This window comes from Rhizobium freirei PRF 81, from assembly GCF_000359745.1.
Lineage (GTDB): Bacteria > Pseudomonadota > Alphaproteobacteria > Rhizobiales > Rhizobiaceae > Rhizobium > Rhizobium freirei.
On record NZ_AQHN01000061.1, the window covers coordinates 231,873 to 246,815 of the forward strand.

Consider the following 14,943-nt stretch of genomic DNA (forward strand, 5'->3'; position numbering starts at 1 on the left):
AATTGCATCGCAGGCGCTTTTTTCTGAAAAACCGGTTCCCACCTTACGACGCTGGTTTTATAGAGACGCATCAACATAAAGGTGTTTTTGATGACTGGGCTGACCCTCAGCAGTGCCGATCTCGATCCTCGCCGCCGGCGCATCCTTTTCCGCTGTTGGCATCGCGGCATCCGCGAGATGGATCTGGTCTTCGGCCAGTTTGCCGATAACGAGTTGCCAAACCTCCCCGAGGCCGATCTCGATGAACTCGAGCGTATCATGGCCGAGGAGGACAATGATCTCCTCAAGTGGATTCTCGGCAGCGAGCCGACGCCGCAGCATATGCAGACGCCGATGTTTGAGCGCTTGACATCCTACAAGCCAGATTTCGAAGAGATCGCCGAAAGGTTTGGATTGACGAAATGATCCCCGGTTTCGACGCGAAAAAGGTGCTCGCCGCAAGCGAGCCGCTGACGGTCGGCCATGTGCCGGCCGGTATGGAGCCATTCCTGCTTGCTGATCTGGCACGAGCCGGCCAGCCGGTCGCCTATGTCATGTCAGACGGTCAGCACATGGCCGATGTCGAACAGATACTCGGCTTCATCGCGCCCGAAATACCGGTTCTCACTCTGCCAGCCTGGGATTGCCTTCCCTACGACCGCGTCTCGCCGAGTTCCGATACCTCGGCCCGCCGCCTGGCTGCGCTCTCCGGCCTGATCGCGCATCATCGCAAGCCGCATGCGGCAATCGTGCTTGTCACGGTCAATGCCATGCTGCAGAAGGTGGCGCCGCAGGAGGTGATCGAGAGCCTGGCGTTTTCCGCCCGGCCCGGCAATCAGGTGCGGATGGATGATATTGCCAGCCGCCTGGAGCGCAATGGTTTCGACCGTGTCGCGACCGTGCGCGAGGTCGGTGAATTCGCCGTGCGCGGCGGCATTCTCGACGTCTTCGTTCCTGGCACGGAAGAGCCGGTGCGCCTCGATTTCTTCGGGGATACGCTGGAAAGCATCCGCAGCTTCGATCCCGCCAGCCAGCGCACGACGGGGCAGGTGCGCTCGCTCGATCTCAATCCGATGAGCGAAGTGACGCTGACGCCGGATACGATCAGCCGCTTCCGCAAGAATTACCTCTCGGCCTTCGGCGCCGCCACGCGCGACGATGCGCTCTATGTCGCCGTTTCCGAAGGTCGTCGTTACGCCGGCATGGAACACTGGCTGCCACTGTTCTACGAGAAGCTGGAGACGGTATTCGACTATCTCAAGGGCTTCCGGCTGGTGAGCGACCACACGGTACGCGAGGCCGCTGAGGAGCGCTCCAAGCTCGTCTTCGACTATTACGATGCTCGCCTGAACTCCGGTCAGCAGGGCAAGGGCCAGATGGCGCAGGGCACGCCATACAAGCCCGTTACCCCGGGCCAGCTCTATCTCGATGGCAAAGCCTTCGGTAATGCGCTCGATGCCTTCGGCGCCATCCGCATATCGCCGTTCAACGAGCATGAGGGTGAGGCACGCCGCGTTGTGAGCCTAGACGCCCGCCAGGGGCCCCGCTGGGCACGCTCCGCCACCGATAGCGCCGACAGCGAGCGGGTCAACGTCTTCGACGCTGTCGTCAAGCATATTGCAGACAAGCGTGCCACTGGCAGCAAAGTGCTGATCACAGCCTGGACCGAAGGCTCGCTCGACCGCCTGCTGCAGGTGCTATCAGAGCATGGGCTGGCACGCGTCAAGACAATCGAGGCTTTCAAGGATCTTGGTGGTTTGGCCAAAGGCGAGGCGGCCGCCGCCGTGCTCAGCCTGGAAGCCGGTTTCGAGGCCGGCGATCTCGTCATCATCGGCGAGCAGGACATTCTTGGCGACCGCATGGTGCGCCGCTCCAAGCGCCGCAAGCGCGCGGCCGATTTCATCTCGGAAGTGGCAGGCCTGGACGAGGGCTCGATCGTCGTTCACGCCGAGCATGGTATCGGCCGTTTCGTCGGCCTCAAGACCATCGAGGCAGCCGGCGCGCCGCATGCCTGCCTTGAATTGCTCTATGCCGACGATGCCAAGTTGTTCCTGCCGGTCGAAAACATCGATCTTCTGTCACGCTATGGCGGCGAAGGTACAGAGGCGCAGCTCGACAAGCTCGGCGGCGGCGCCTGGCAGATGCGCAAAGCCAAGCTCAAGAAACGCCTGCTCGATATGGCGGGCGCCTTGATCCGCGTTGCGGCCGAACGCCTGACGCGCCACGCGCCTGTATTGGCGACGCCGGACGGCCTCTATGACGAGTTTGCCGCGCGCTTCCCCTATGACGAGACCGACGATCAGATGAACGCCATCGAGGCGGTGCGCGAGGATCTCGGTGCCGGCCGGCCGATGGACCGCCTCGTCTGCGGCGACGTCGGCTTCGGCAAGACGGAAGTAGCATTGCGCGCCGCCTTCGTCGCGGCAATGAACGGCGCACAGGTCGCCGTCGTCGTGCCGACGACCTTGCTTGCCCGCCAGCACTTCAAGACCTTCTCGGAGCGCTTCCGCGGCCTGCCGATCCGGATACAGCAGGCGTCACGCCTGGTCGGCGCCAAGGATCTGGCGCTTACCAAGAAGGAAGTGGCGGAAGGCAAGACCGATATCGTCGTCGGCACGCATGCGCTGCTTGGCTCCGGCATCAGCTTCGCCAATCTTGGCCTGCTCGTCATCGACGAGGAGCAGCATTTCGGCGTCAAGCACAAGGAGCGCCTGAAGGAACTGAAGAGCGACGTGCATGTGCTGACGCTGTCGGCGACGCCGATCCCGCGCACACTGCAGCTTGCGATGACGGGTGTGCGCGAACTGTCGCTCATCACCACGCCGCCGGTCGACCGCATGGCGGTGCGCACCTTCATTTCGCCCTTCGATTCCCTCGTGATCCGTGAAACGCTGATGCGCGAGCATTATCGCGGCGGCCAGAGCTTCTATGTCTGCCCGCGGCTTGCCGATCTCGCCGATATCCACGCCTTCCTGCAGTCGGATGTGCCGGAGCTGAAGGTGGCGGTCGCCCACGGCCAGATGCCGGCCGGCGAGCTGGAAGACATCATGAATGCCTTCTACGAAGGTCGTTATGACGTGCTGCTATCGACCACCATCGTCGAATCCGGTCTCGACGTGCCGACAGCCAACACGCTGATCGTCCATCGCGCCGATATGTTCGGCCTTGCCCAGCTCTATCAGCTTCGCGGCCGTGTCGGTCGCTCCAAGGTGCGCGCCTTCGCGCTCTTCACCCTGCCGGTCAACAAGGTGCTGACCACGACGGCCGAGCGTCGGTTGAAGGTGCTGCAGTCGCTCGACACGCTCGGCGCCGGCTTCCAGCTCGCCAGCCACGATCTAGACATCCGCGGCGCCGGCAATCTGCTCGGCGAAGAACAGTCCGGTCATATCAAGGAAGTCGGCTTCGAGCTTTACCAGCAGATGCTCGAGGAGGCTGTCGCCGAGGTCAAGGGCGTCGACGAGATCCAGGATACCGGCTGGTCGCCGCAGATCTCCGTCGGCACGCCGGTTATGATCCCAGACGATTACGTGCCGGATCTGCATCTGCGCATGGCGCTCTATCGCCGCCTCGGCGAGATCACCGAAATCAAGGAGATCGACGGTTTCGGTGCCGAAATGATCGACCGTTTCGGGCCGATGCCGATCGAGGTCCAGCACCTGCTGAAGATCGTCTACATCAAGTCGCTCTGCCGCATCGCCAATGTCGAGAAGCTGGACGCCGGCCCGAAGGGCGTCGTCGTGCAGTTCCGCAACAAGGAATTCCCCAACCCGGCCAACCTCGTCGGCTATATCGCGAAGCAGGGCACGATGGCGAAGATCCGCCCCGACCAGAGCGTCTTCCTGACCCGTGACCTGCCGACGCCGGAAAAGCGGCTGCAGGGCGCGGCAGTTGTTATGACTCAGTTGGCGGAATTGGCAAAATAGGAGACGCAGCTTCGCTTTGCGGCCTTTTCCGAACAGCATTTTCGGCCCCGGCGAGCTATCTGCTGCGCGGGGCCGAAATCTGTCATGGGCTTCACGCCGCCTGTGAGTGACTAGCTGCATCCGGAATACGCGCTATAACTTTGATTTCAAAATCGAAACCCGCCAGCCAGTTAACGCCGATCGCCGTCCAGTTCGGGTAGGGCGCTTCATTGAAGATCCTGTTCTTGACAGCCATGATCATTCCGAACTGGTTTTCCGGGTCGGTGTGGAACGTGGTGACGTCAACAATATCGTCAAAAGTGCAGCCGCCCGCCTCCAAGGTTGCTCGCAGATTGTCGAAGGCGAGCTGGACCTGACGCTCGAAATCCGGCTCCGGGCTCCCATCTGCGCGGCTGCCGACTTGACCCGAAACGAATAGAAGATCACCGGAACGGATTGCGGCGGAATAGCCATGTTCTTCGTAGAGAGCATGTCTGTCCGCGGGAAAGATCGCATTGCGCTTCGTCATTACAGCCTGCTTTCGCTTGTGTTGATAGAAGAAATTAAAGGGCCGCAATCTTGCGCGGCATTTAAAAGCACCGCTTCATTTGATATACGGTCCGTATGTGAAATAGTGTCGCGTGCGCTGCGTGTCAATTCAAATACGAAGCGTATGTGAAATTTGAGGGTAAAATGGCCAAACGCCTGGAAACGATGGAAGAGAACCGCAACAAGCTCGTTGCCGCCGCGCGAAAAGCTTTCGCCGATAGGGGATTTGCAGCCGCGTCGATGGACGAGTTGACGGCGGATGTCGGACTGACAAGGGGCGCACTTTATCACAATTTCGGTGACAAGAGGGGGCTGTTTGCCGCTGTCGTCCATCAGATCGACAGCGAAATGGCCTTGCGGGCTAAGGAGATCGCCAGACTGGCGGATGGTGATTGGCAAAGACTGTTGGCGGAAGGCGAAGCCTATATCGAAATGGCTCTCGATCCGGAGGTTCAACGCATTGTTTTGCTCGACGGCCCGGCGGTGTTGGGTGATCCATCGAAATGGCCCAGTCAGAACAGCTGTCTCGCGGCGACCCGGCAGACGGTTTCAACACTTCTGGAGCGAAAGGTCATCAAGCCGCTCGATGAGGAAGCCGCCGCCCGGCTCCTCTCCGGCGCAGCATTGAATGCCGCCCTCTGGGTTGCTGCCAGCGACAGCCCCAAGGAAGTGCTTCCCAAGGCGATAGAGGCGTTCCGGGCGATAGCGTCGGGATTGCTGGCCGTGGATCAAAGCTGACGTATTATTCGCCCCGCAAAGCTGCAGAGCGACGATGGGGAGTTGCAAGCGCACAATTGCTTTCGTGGCTGCCTACCTAGAAAGTGCCGAGGAAAGCCGATGCTGCCAGCAAGACGCCCGTCAGGATATTTGCTAGGAATAGCCGGTAGTTGACTTCGGGACGAGCGATATCGAGACGCCAGATCTGCCAGCCAAGATGCGCGGCGATGACCAGCATTCCGATGTCGTAGGCTGGAGACATGCCGACCAACCACCCGCCAGCCGACCATGCTACAATCGCAACAGCGTAGAACAGAGCAATATATGTCTTGCCGCGCTTACCGAACAGGATTGCCGTCGACTTCAGGCCGAGACGCGTATCATCTCTAACATCGACATAGGCATAAACGGTGTCGTAGCCGATCTGCCAGGCAATTGCGCCAATCCACATCAGAATCGCACCAGTTGGCACTTCGCCGGTAACTTCCGACCAGGCCATCAGCATCCCCCAATTGAACGCTGCGCCAAGCACTGCCTGAGGCCAATGCGTGAAGCGTTTGCAAAGAGGATAGATGAAGACGAGTGGCAGTACGCAGATGGCGACAAGGCGCGTGAAGGGCGTCAGGAAGAAAAGAAGCAAAGCGGCGAGGACGAGTTCCGTCCCCAGAAACGATATGGCCTGTGGCAAGCCGATCTGGCGGCTCGCCAAGGGCCGAAAGCGGGTGCGTTCGACGTGGCCGTCGAATTTCCGATCGGCGATATCATTGACGGTCGAACCCGCGCTTCTCATCAGCAAGGCGCCGAGAGAGAAGATCAACAGATGCCGGAAGTCTGGAAAACCATGGGACGCCTGGATAAGCGCTGCCCAGCAGGGAAAAAGCGTAAGCCACGTGCCCACGGGCCGATCCAGACGTGCGAGCCGGGCATAGGGTCGCCATGCCGATGGCAAATGACGATCCACCCAGTCTCCGAGTTTTATGTCACTTAGGTCCGGGCGGCTGGAAGTATGCATCGTCGAAATCCAGTGGCTGAGTCGACGACGCAAAATCGAGATTTTTGTCTATGCCGCAACGACCGCAAGCGGCGACGCCACTTATTCGGCAGGTAACGTCGGCGGTCTCCCTTGTGCAATCAAGCTATCACCGACCGCTGGTCAATTCATCCCGGCCCGAGCCTCGGCCTTCATCTTGGCGATGTCTCTCAGCGCCCCGGCAAGTACATCCGGCGTCTGCGCGCCGCTGACCGCATATTGCTGATCGAAGATGAAGAAGGGGACGCCGGTGACGCCGATCTTCTGGGCAGCTTCGATCTCGCCGATGATCAGGTCGCGGTCGGCATCGGAGGCAAGCAGCGTTGCGATGACGGAGCGGTCGAGGCCGGCCCTTTCGGCGATATCGAGCAGAACCGCGTGATCGCCGACATTGCGGCCCTCTTCGAAATTGGCCTTGAACAGCGCGTTGACGACCTTGTCCTGCTTCTCGCGGCTCTCGGTCACGGCCCAATGGATGAGGCGGTGTGCGTCGAGCGTGTTGGGGCCGATCTTGATGGCGTCGAAATCGAACTTGATTCCCACTTCCCGGCCGAGATCGCTCAGCATCTTGTGCCCTTGCGCGACACGCTCCGCGCCGCCGAGTTTCTGCTCGAGCGCCTTCTTCTGGTCGACGCCTTCGGGCGGATAGTCGGGGTTCAGGCGGTAGGGGCGCCAGTTGAGGTCGACGCCCACTTCATCCTGCACCTCGGCAATCGCCAGCTCCAGCCGGGCCTTGCCGAGATAGCACCATGGGCAGACGACGTCCGAGACAATATCGATCGTGATGCGTTCCATGGTTCCGTCCTTTCGGTTTCAGGCAATTCCCCTCCATCTAGGCCTTTGTGGCGATGGCTTCAACCGGTTACCGAAAGGGAACCGGTTGACATCATTGAGCCGAGGCGTCCCACCAAGCCGGCAGGTAGTAGCCATAGAGCGGCAATACGTCCGAACGGGCGATATGGCTGCGCCGCGCAATCCACTGCTGGCCGATATGATAGAGCGGTACCATGTAATAGCCGGAGATCAGTATGCGGTCGAAGGAGCGCACCGCGTCGCGGAAATCCTCGGACGAATGCGCCGTCAGGAAATGTCCCATCAGCGCGTCAACATCGGGATCGGCGACACCGGCGTAATTGAAGCTTCCCGCCGCCTTGGCGGCGGCCGACCCCCATCGTCCCAGCTGTTCCGTGCCGGGAGATAGCGAGGATGGATAGGCTTTCAGGATCATGTCGTAGTCGTAGCTTCCCGTCCGCAACTGATATTGCGAATCGTCGACGGTACGGATGGTGACAGCGATGCCGAGCAGCGCCAGCGAGCGGCGATAGGCAATGGCGATGCGCTCCTGATCCGCATTCTGCGTCATGATCTCGAAGCTGAGCTGCCGACCGGCGCTGTCGACCATGCGTTCGCCCTTGATCGTGTAGCCGCCCTGCTTCAGGAAGTTGACGGCCTTGCGCAGGATCTTGCGGTCGCGGCCGGAACCATCGCTCACCGGGAGCTTGTAGGTTCCGTCAAGCACGTCGGGGTCGATACGGTCCTTGATTGGTCCGAGCATCGCGAGCTCCTTGGCATCGGCAGGCACGCCGAAAGAGGAAAGGTCGGAATTCTGCCAATAGCTTTCGGTGCGCGTATAGGCGCTGGAGGCAAGGCTGCGGTTGAACCATTCGAAATCGAAGACGAGCGTCAGACCCTTGCGCACATTCCTATCGGCAAAGATCGGCCGGCGTGTGTTGAAGACGAAGCCCAGCATGCCGCTCGGCGTTTTCGGCCTGAACGTCTCCTTGACGACGGCGCCGGAACTTACGGCCGGGAAACTATACGCCTGCTGCCAGTGACCGGGGCTGCCGTCGGGATAGACGTCGATATCGCCCTTCTTGAACGATTCGAACAACGTGGTTTCCTGCAGGAAATACGTGACGGATATCTCGTCGTAATTGTCGATGCCGACTTTCGTGGGAATGTCCTTGCCCCAATAGCCGGGATCGCGCTGGTAAATGATGCGCTGGCCTGGATCGATGCTCTTGATCTTGTATGGTCCGGAGCCGATGGGAAAGGCGAGCGTGGTTCGCTCGAAACTATCCACATCGATGATGTGTTTCGGCAAGATCGGCAGCATGGCGATGATCAGCGGCGTTTCGCGATTCGCCGCCTCGTTGAAATGGATCAGCACGCTATGCTCGCCGACCTTCTCCATCTCGCCGACTCCTTTCAGCGGAGACGAAAAGTTGGGGCGACCCTTGTCACGCAGGAGCTGGAAGGTGAACATCACATCTTCCGGCGTCACCGGCTGGCCGTCCGACCATCTAGCCTTTGGATTGAGGTTGAACTGGATGAAGCTGCGATTGTCGTCCCATTCTACCGTCTGGGCCAGCAGTCCGTAGAGTGTGAAGGGCTCGTCGCTTGAGCGCTGCATCAGCGACTCGTAGACGAGATTGCCGTACTCAGGATCCCACATGCCGCGCGCGGTTGTGCGCATGCTCTTCAGAATAAAGGGATTGAGATTGTCGAAGGTGCCGACGACGCCATAGCTGATGCGGCCGCCTTTTTTGACATCCGGATTGACGTAGGGGAAATGCTTGAAGTCCGCCGGCAGCGCCGGATCTCCGTGCATGGCGATACCATAAAGCGGTTGCGCCGCTACGGCATTGCACAAGGTTGCGAAGAACAGGAAAACAGCGATCCGGAGCGCTTGCATGGCATCCTTTCCGGTAAGGGTACGATTCGGCCGAACCTTATCATGAGCGTGCCGAATTCAACACGCGACTATGGAATTCTTGGGTCTCAACAGAAAAGGCCAAAGAAATGCTGGATATCCGCGCCGGTGCGATGTAACAGGGGTGCCGGGTTTCCCGGGTCATGCATTTGCCTTATTCATTCGACAGGTGGACGACGGTTTGACCCGAATTGCATGGGGCGGCACGCCGTTGCCCCGAAGCGGATTTCAGGAGGCGGTTTCGCTATGATGTTCAAGACTGACAACAAAATGCGGGCAGGTCTCTCTGCTCTGGCTCTCATGATCGGTGCGGCGCTCCCGGCTGCTGCCTTCGCTCAGGATGCGTCCAATGCCGCTCCCGCCGATGGTGGTGGTGCCGATCCCAACCAGCCGCGTCTCGGCTGGTACAAGACCTGCGCCAAGCAGGACGATGCCGATATCTGCATCGTGCAGAACCTGATCATGGCCAATAACGGCCAGCTGGTGACCGCGGTCGGCCTCATCTCCGTCGACGGCAAGGTCAACCGCAAGATCCTGCAGATTTCGGTTCCGACGGCTCGTCTGATCCCGCCCGGCATCACCATGCAGGTTGATGGCGGCAAGGGCCAGAAGCTCGACTATGCAGTCTGCCTTCCGGACAAGTGCACCGCGGAAGTTCCCGTCACCGACGCTATGATCGCTTCGCTGAAGAAGGGCACCGACGTCACCTTCACCTCGATCAACTTCCGCCGCGCCCCGAACCCGATCAAGATCTCGCTGTCCGGCTTTGGCGCTGCCTTTGACGGCCCTGCAATCTCCGACAGCAAGCTTGCCGAAAGCCAGAAGAGCCTGCAGGACAGCATGCAGAAGAAGGCCGAGGAAGCACGCAAGAAGCTGGAAGACGCCCAGAAGGCCGCCAAGCAGCAGTAAGCTGGCCGAGAGCTTCATTCATCTTACGAAAGAAAAAGCCCGGAGCGATCCGGGCTTTTTCTTTGCGCGTCGTCAATCCTGTCGTCCTGCGGTGTACAAATGAAAAGGGAAGGCGTCGGGGCACCTTCCCTTCGAAATGCTTGGGTTTGGAGACGTTTAGTGGGCGAGGCTCATCTTGGGTTTGAGCTGACCTGTGGGCGCCTGGTCAAAAATCTGGGCGACCTGCGGATTACGCAGCGGAACGCCGCTCTCGTCGCTGATCAGATTCTGTTCGGATACGTATGCGACATACTCCGTCTCGTCGTTTTCGGCGAGAAGGTGGTAGAAGGGCTGGTCCTTGGTGGGCCGCACTTCGGCCGGGATGGAATTCCACCATTCCTCGGTATTTGCAAATTCCGGATCGACATCGAAGATGACACCGCGGAAGGGGAACATCCGGTGTCGAACCACGTCGCCAATATTGAATTTTGCGTTTCGTTGTTTCATGGCACGACTTCCTTTCAACACATCATGTGGTGACTTTTACCACTGATATCAAGGATTTTGCCCCCATTCTGTTATCGAACTGTCACATTCGGCTCGGTTCTACTTCGAACGCCGAGCAAAGGGCTGATTGTGAAAACTCCATGCAATGGCAGGCCTGCCACCCGCTGCCCATCATGGAGAAAGCCCCGGCGAGCCGGGGCTTTCATGTCTTCTATCAGACCGAATAGTACATGTCGTATTCGACCGGATGCGGGGTCATTTCGAAGCGCATGACTTCCTGCATCTTCAGTTCGATGAAGGAATCGATCTGGTCGTCGTCGAAGACGCCGCCGGCGGTCAGGAACTTACGGTCCTTGTCGAGGCTTTCCAAAGCTTCGCGCAGCGAGCCGCAGACCGTCGGGATCTTCTTCAGTTCCTTCGGCGGCAGGTCGTAGAGATCCTTGTCCATGGCCTTGCCGGGATGGATCTTGTTCTTGATGCCGTCGAGGCCGGCCATCAGCATGGCGGCGAAGCCCAGATAGGGGTTGGCGGTCGGGTCAGGGAAGCGGACTTCGACGCGCTTTGCCTTCGGGTTCGAGCCGAACGGAATGCGGCAGGAAGCGGAGCGGTTGCGAGCCGAATAGGCGAGCAGAACCGGCGCTTCGTAACCAGGGACGAGACGCTTGTAGGAGTTCGTCGACGGGTTGGTGAAGGCGTTGATTGCCTTGGCATGCTTGATGATGCCGCCGATGTAGTAGAGGCAGCTTTCGGAAAGGCCCGCATATTCGTCGCCGGCGAAGGTCGGCTTGCCGCCCTTCCAGATCGACTGATGGACGTGCATGCCCGAGCCGTTGTCGCCGAAGATCGGCTTCGGCATGAAGGTTGCCGTCTTGCCGTAGGCGTTGGCGACCTGATGCACGACGTATTTGTAGATCTGCATGCCGTCGGCGCTGCGAACCAGCGTGTCGAACTTGATACCGAGTTCGTGCTGGGCGGCGGCGACTTCGTGGTGATGCTTTTCGACGACGACGCCCATTTCGGTGAGAACCGTCAGCATCTCCGAACGCATGTCCTGGCAGCTGTCGATCGGCGGAACCGGGAAGTAGCCACCCTTGACGCGCGGACGGTGACCGAGGTTGCCGGTCTCATAATCCGTATCGTCGTTGGAAGGCAGTTCGCTGGAATCGAGCTTGAAGCCGGTATTGTACGGGTCGGCCTTGTACTTGACGTCATCGAAGACGAAGAATTCGGCTTCCGGGCCGAAGAAGGCGGTGTCGCCGATGCCGGAGGCCTTGAGGTAGGCTTCGGCCTTCTTGGCGGTGCCGCGCGGATCGCGGTTATAGGCTTCGCCGGAGACCGGATCGAGAATATCGCAGAGAATGACCATGGTGGACTGTGCGAAGAACGGATCCATGTGGACCGTGTCCGGATCGGGCATCAGCACCATGTCGGACTCGTTGATGGCCTTCCAGCCGCCAATCGAGGAGCCATCGAACATGACGCCGTCGGCGAACATGTCTTCATCGACGCAGATCACGTCCATGGTGACGTGCTGAAGCTTGCCCTTGGGGTCGGTGAAACGCAAGTCAACGAACTTGACGTCATTGTCCTTGATTTGTTTCAGAATTTCGCTTGCGGTCGTCATTAAACTGCTTCCCTTGACTTAGATGACGATTACGAGCCTCGGCCGCTCGGGCCGGGCGGGTTAGATGGCGTCGATGCCCGTTTCACCGGTGCGGATTCGGATGACTTCCTCCACATTGGAGACGAAGATCTTTCCGTCGCCGATACGGCCGGTTTGGGCGGCCTTGCGGATGGCGTCGATCACCGCCTCCGCATTTTCGTCTGCCAGTACGACTTCGACCTTCACCTTCGGCAGGAAGTCGACGACGTATTCGGCGCCACGGTAAAGCTCCGTGTGGCCCTTTTGACGACCGAAGCCCTTCGCTTCCGTGACGGTGATACCCTGGAGGCCGACTTCCTGAAGGGCTTCCTTCACTTCGTCGAGCTTAAAGGGCTTGATGATCGCTTCGATCTTTTTCATGAGAAAATGTCTCTCCGCTTCTCCTGTTACAGCAGGACTACTCCCCGCTCGACCAACGTATGCACGTATCGTGCCAATTGGGAAACGACCTCCGTAAAAAATCCCGGCGAATTCGCGCCGAGACGATGAATTGATGAGGATTTTTCAGAAAAATGGAAGCGATTTCGCACCAAAATGGACTGGATAAGCAAAATTTCGCAAAAAAGTGCCTTGCACGTCGTATTCGTGCTCTCGCAAGACCTTGAATGAATTTGTTTAATCGGTATGCAGATGCATATTTTTTGATCAAAATAGACGCCGGAATTGCGGTTGTTTTTCAGGCAGATTTCGCATCTATAATGCTGCCCTATGATGTTACCGCTCGCCGATCTGCTCCTCTCTCCAGATGACATGGCCGCAGTCGATAAGGAAGCGGCTGCTTCTTCCATCGATTCCTACGGGCTTATGGAAAAAGCCGGGCAGGCGGTCGCCGCAAGCGCGCTTCGCTACTTTCCTGGGGCGTTGCGTTTTGTCGTTCTTTGCGGCCCGGGCAATAATGGTGGCGACGGCTATGTCGCGGCGCGTGCTCTGAGGCTGGCCGGAGCCATGGTGCTGCTTTTTCATCTCGGGGATCCGCAACGGTTGAAAGGCGACGCTGCACGCGCCTTTGCCGACCGTCCGATTGAAGGAGAGGCGATCGCAAGCTACGCGCCGCGCCGTGGCGATGTCGTCGTCGACGCCATCTTTGGCGCAGGCTTGTCTCGTCGGGTTCCGGACGAGGTCGTAGCCGTTATTGCGCGCATAGATGAGGCGGATATTCCTGTCATCGCCGTCGATTTACCTTCCGGTCTTGACGGGGCGAGCGGCCAGATCCTTGGCGCTGCCTTTCGCGCGACGCGCACCGTGACCTTCATGACGCGCAAGCCGGGCCACCTCCTGCTGCCCGGCCGTGACCTCTGTGGCGAGCTGGAAGTCTTCGACATCGGCATTCCTGCCCGCATCGTCCGCGCCCACGCCGATGGCTTGATCGGTGAAAACACGCCGGCGCAGTGGCAGACAAGGATACCGTCGGCGGGCGCCGATACGCACAAATACAAGCGTGGTCATCTGGTCGTCTTTTCCGGTGGGCCGAATGCGACAGGTGCTGCGCGCATGTCCGCCATGGCCGGGCTGAAGGCCGGGGCAGGGCTCGTCACCATCGCCTCACCGCTGGAGGCAATGAGCGTCAATGCGGGCCTGCTCACGGCAATCATGCTGCATGCCGTCGAGGATGAAGCGTCGTTGCGGGTATGGCTTACCGATCAACGCCTTTCGACCTTCATTCTCGGACCTGGTTTTGGCGCCGGCGAAAAAGCGCGACAATTCTGCCTCGCGCTTGCCGACCGCCATCTGGTGCTGGATGCCGATGGCATCACCTCGTTTCGCGACGACCCGCAGCAGCTTTTCGACGCCTTTGCCGCGGGACCGACACGATTGGTGCTGACGCCGCATGAAGGCGAGTTCGCACGGCTCTTCCCCGATATCGCCGCAGATACGGCCTTGAGTAAAGTCGGCAAAGCAAGAGCGGCGGCTGCCAGAGCTCATGCCGCCATCATCTACAAGGGTGCCGATAGCGTCATTGCCGCGCCGGACGGACGAGCGCTGATCAATGCCAATGCGCCGCCGTGGCTTGCCACCGCCGGGTCCGGCGATGTGCTGGCCGGCATCGTCGGCGGACTTATGGCGCAAGGGGCGCCGGCTTTTGAGGCTGCCGCCGCCGGAGTCTGGCTGCATGGGCTGGCGGGCCAGCATGCCGGCAAGGGGCTGACGGCCGAAGATCTCGTCGCCAGCGTCAAGCCGCTCTAATCCCTATTTCGCAACCTCTTGCTGCAATGCAATCGCGCCCGGAGGGGCGTTTACCTTGCCTTCGTGGATCATGAAGGCAAAGACATCGCGAGGTTCGACCTTGACCTTGCGGCCGGCATCGATCAGCGGCAGATCGTCCGGCACTTTGCCACTCGCCCATGTCTTCAGGCGATCGGCCCAGGCCTTCAGATCTTTCTCCGGATAGCAGGTCTTGATGTCGTCCGAGCCTTTCTGAAGGCGGGCATAGACGAAATCGGCGGTGACATCCGCGATCATCGGATATTCGAAATGCTCGGCGCAAACCGGCGCGACATTATATTTCTCAAGCAGCGCGACGAATTCTGGCACCTTGAAGGAATCGTGCCGGACTTCGACGACATGCTTAAGTGCGAGGCCGTCCTGTTTGGCCGGCAGCAGTTTCAGAAACGCTTCGAAATCATCCGGGTCGAATTTCTTCGTCGGGGCAAACTGCCAAAGCAGCGGGCCAAGGTGATCGCCCAATTCGCTGATGCCGGACTCCAGAAACTTCTGCATCGATTCACCGGCCTCGGAGAGGACGCGGCGATTGGTGACGAAGCGGGTTGCCTTCAGGGAGAAGATAAACCCGTCAGGCACGTCGGCAGCCCATTTGGCGAAGACTTCGGGCTTCTGCGTGCTGTAATAGGTGCCGTTGACCTCGATCACCTTCAGCTGACGGCTGGCGTAATTGAGTTCGTCCTTCTGCTTTAGCGTGTCGGGATAGAAGGTCCCGCGCCAAGGCTCAAAAGTCCAGCCGCCGATGCCTGTGCGGATTTCGCCCGCTTTGGTCATT

Annotated in this window: 13 protein-coding genes; 5 read left to right on the forward strand and 8 right to left on the reverse strand. The window is 59.5% G+C overall.

The features are described from left to right. The first annotated feature begins 90 nt into the window (after positions 1-90). Both RHSP_RS15745 and mfd read left to right on the forward strand, forming a co-directional pair. Entirely contained in the window at positions 91-405 is a 315-nt protein-coding gene (locus RHSP_RS15745) for a succinate dehydrogenase assembly factor 2 (RefSeq protein WP_004118905.1), read from the forward strand. Continuing rightward, positions 402-3,902, forward strand: a complete 3,501-nt coding sequence (gene mfd / locus RHSP_RS15750; RefSeq protein ID WP_004118909.1) for a transcription-repair coupling factor — start codon at positions 402-404, stop codon at positions 3,900-3,902. The genes RHSP_RS15745 and mfd overlap by 4 nt, the downstream gene beginning before the upstream one ends. Before the next feature lie 91 nt (positions 3,903-3,993). On the opposite strand, the gene RHSP_RS15755 is transcribed toward mfd, so the two are convergent. Then, positions 3,994-4,410: a RidA family protein gene (locus tag RHSP_RS15755; RefSeq protein ID WP_004118911.1), complete on the reverse strand. Its 417-nt coding sequence runs from the start codon at positions 4,408-4,410 to the stop codon at positions 3,994-3,996. Between the two features lie 164 nt (positions 4,411-4,574). Between RHSP_RS15755 and RHSP_RS15760 the strand changes: the two genes are divergently transcribed. Beyond that, a complete protein-coding gene (locus tag RHSP_RS15760; protein WP_086005363.1) occupies positions 4,575-5,168 on the forward strand; it encodes a TetR/AcrR family transcriptional regulator in 594 nt (197 codons plus the stop codon). Between the two features lie 76 nt (positions 5,169-5,244). Here the strand turns inward: RHSP_RS15760 and ubiA are convergent, their stop codons facing one another. The 3 genes from ubiA to RHSP_RS15775 all read right to left on the reverse strand — a co-directional run bounded on the left by ubiA (position 5,245) and on the right by RHSP_RS15775 (position 8,872). Beyond that, on the reverse strand, positions 5,245-6,159 hold the full coding sequence (ubiA, locus tag RHSP_RS15765; protein WP_037152282.1) for a 4-hydroxybenzoate octaprenyltransferase: 915 nt from the start codon (positions 6,157-6,159) through the stop codon (positions 5,245-5,247). 141 nt (positions 6,160-6,300) lie between these two features. Then, positions 6,301-6,972 carry a DsbA family oxidoreductase gene (locus tag RHSP_RS15770; protein WP_004118917.1) on the reverse strand — a complete coding sequence of 224 codons (672 nt, stop codon included), beginning with the start codon at positions 6,970-6,972 and terminating at the stop codon, positions 6,301-6,303. A gap of 91 nt (positions 6,973-7,063) precedes the next feature. Beyond that, positions 7,064-8,872: an extracellular solute-binding protein gene (locus RHSP_RS15775; RefSeq protein ID WP_004118919.1), complete on the reverse strand. Its 1,809-nt coding sequence runs from the start codon at positions 8,870-8,872 to the stop codon at positions 7,064-7,066. 264 nt (positions 8,873-9,136) lie between these two features. Here RHSP_RS15775 and RHSP_RS15780 point away from each other — a divergent pair, with 264 nt between their 5' ends. Then, positions 9,137-9,799: an invasion associated locus B family protein gene (locus RHSP_RS15780; protein ID WP_004118920.1), complete on the forward strand. Its 663-nt coding sequence runs from the start codon at positions 9,137-9,139 to the stop codon at positions 9,797-9,799. A gap of 156 nt (positions 9,800-9,955) precedes the next feature. Here the strand turns inward: RHSP_RS15780 and hspQ are convergent, their stop codons facing one another. The 3 genes from hspQ to RHSP_RS15795 all read right to left on the reverse strand — a co-directional run bounded on the left by hspQ (position 9,956) and on the right by RHSP_RS15795 (position 12,308). Beyond that, positions 9,956-10,285, reverse strand: coding sequence for a heat shock protein HspQ (hspQ, locus tag RHSP_RS15785; protein ID WP_004118924.1), 330 nt, complete (start codon positions 10,283-10,285; stop codon positions 9,956-9,958). A gap of 214 nt (positions 10,286-10,499) precedes the next feature. Next, positions 10,500-11,909: a type I glutamate--ammonia ligase gene (gene glnA / locus RHSP_RS15790; protein WP_004118927.1), complete on the reverse strand. Its 1,410-nt coding sequence runs from the start codon at positions 11,907-11,909 to the stop codon at positions 10,500-10,502. A gap of 60 nt (positions 11,910-11,969) precedes the next feature. Beyond that, complete coding sequence (locus RHSP_RS15795) at positions 11,970-12,308, reverse strand: P-II family nitrogen regulator (protein ID WP_003539626.1); 339 nt, start codon at positions 12,306-12,308, stop codon at positions 11,970-11,972. A 348-nt stretch (positions 12,309-12,656) separates the two neighbouring features. Between RHSP_RS15795 and RHSP_RS15800 the strand changes: the two genes are divergently transcribed. Continuing rightward, a complete protein-coding gene (locus tag RHSP_RS15800) occupies positions 12,657-14,132 on the forward strand; it encodes a bifunctional ADP-dependent NAD(P)H-hydrate dehydratase/NAD(P)H-hydrate epimerase (protein ID WP_004118930.1) in 1,476 nt (491 codons plus the stop codon). Positions 14,133-14,135: 3 nt separating this feature from the next. Here the strand turns inward: RHSP_RS15800 and RHSP_RS15805 are convergent, their stop codons facing one another. Further along, positions 14,136-14,942 (reverse strand): DUF72 domain-containing protein, encoded by an 807-nt coding sequence (locus RHSP_RS15805; RefSeq protein ID WP_004118933.1) that lies wholly within the window; start codon positions 14,940-14,942, stop codon positions 14,136-14,138. Between the last annotated feature and the right edge of the window lies 1 nt (position 14,943).

What these genes read in the sequence shown, in the direction of transcription:
- RHSP_RS15745 (WP_004118905.1), top strand. Translation starts at nt 91, where the DNA reads ATGACTGGGCTGACCCTCAGCAGTGCCGATCTCGATCCTCGCCGCCGG.
- mfd (WP_004118909.1), top strand. Translation starts at nt 402, where the DNA reads ATGATCCCCGGTTTCGACGCGAAAAAGGTGCTCGCCGCAAGCGAGCCG.
- RHSP_RS15755 (WP_004118911.1), bottom strand. Translation starts at nt 4,410, where the DNA reads ATGACGAAGCGCAATGCGATCTTTCCCGCGGACAGACATGCTCTCTAC.
- RHSP_RS15760 (WP_086005363.1), top strand. Translation starts at nt 4,575, where the DNA reads ATGGCCAAACGCCTGGAAACGATGGAAGAGAACCGCAACAAGCTCGTT.
- ubiA (WP_037152282.1), bottom strand. Translation starts at nt 6,159, where the DNA reads ATGCATACTTCCAGCCGCCCGGACCTAAGTGACATAAAACTCGGAGAC.
- RHSP_RS15770 (WP_004118917.1), bottom strand. Translation starts at nt 6,972, where the DNA reads ATGGAACGCATCACGATCGATATTGTCTCGGACGTCGTCTGCCCATGG.
- RHSP_RS15775 (WP_004118919.1), bottom strand. Translation starts at nt 8,872, where the DNA reads ATGCAAGCGCTCCGGATCGCTGTTTTCCTGTTCTTCGCAACCTTGTGC.
- RHSP_RS15780 (WP_004118920.1), top strand. Translation starts at nt 9,137, where the DNA reads ATGATGTTCAAGACTGACAACAAAATGCGGGCAGGTCTCTCTGCTCTG.
- hspQ (WP_004118924.1), bottom strand. Translation starts at nt 10,285, where the DNA reads ATGAAACAACGAAACGCAAAATTCAATATTGGCGACGTGGTTCGACAC.
- glnA (WP_004118927.1), bottom strand. Translation starts at nt 11,909, where the DNA reads ATGACGACCGCAAGCGAAATTCTGAAACAAATCAAGGACAATGACGTC.
- RHSP_RS15795 (WP_003539626.1), bottom strand. Translation starts at nt 12,308, where the DNA reads ATGAAAAAGATCGAAGCGATCATCAAGCCCTTTAAGCTCGACGAAGTG.
- RHSP_RS15800 (WP_004118930.1), top strand. Translation starts at nt 12,657, where the DNA reads ATGATGTTACCGCTCGCCGATCTGCTCCTCTCTCCAGATGACATGGCC.
- RHSP_RS15805 (WP_004118933.1), bottom strand. Translation starts at nt 14,942, where the DNA reads ATGACCAAAGCGGGCGAAATCCGCACAGGCATCGGCGGCTGGACTTTT.